This is a genomic window from Shewanella sp. AS16, from assembly GCF_021412365.1.
Classification (GTDB): Bacteria; Pseudomonadota; Gammaproteobacteria; order Enterobacterales; family Shewanellaceae; genus Shewanella; species Shewanella salipaludis.
In genome coordinates this window covers 1-292 of the sequence record NZ_JAKCLK010000251.1, presented here as the reverse complement: position 1 = coordinate 292, position 292 = coordinate 1, and the positions used below count along the sequence as shown (strand labels likewise).

Annotated in this window: 1 protein-coding gene; it reads right to left on the bottom strand. The window is 50.0% G+C overall.

Annotation, left to right across the window (positions count from 1 at the left end; genetic code table 11):
• On the bottom strand, positions 1 to 292 hold a 292-nt coding region (locus tag LZP73_RS20205; protein WP_234236711.1), incomplete at both ends, for a hypothetical protein.

Here is a 292-nt window from a genome sequence, read left to right as displayed (position 1 = left end):
GGCAAATCGCTCCCTCTCCACGCAGGCGTTTCACTTTCAGATGCACCTGCGTTGCCGCATCAGTGATCAGCCACAGTTTTCCGCCATTCAGATTGATGTTACCAACACTGAAAGTGACACTGTCACCTTTTACCGTACTGCCGTCGAGAATCAACACACCGCCCTGCTGTACAGTAATCGTTGATTGTTGCAGATCTGCGCCATAGCCAATAATCATTGAAGCGCCGTCCAGTAATGCAACACTACCGGTCAGTTCAACCGGTGCGCGATCTTCCTCTACGACAAAATTTTC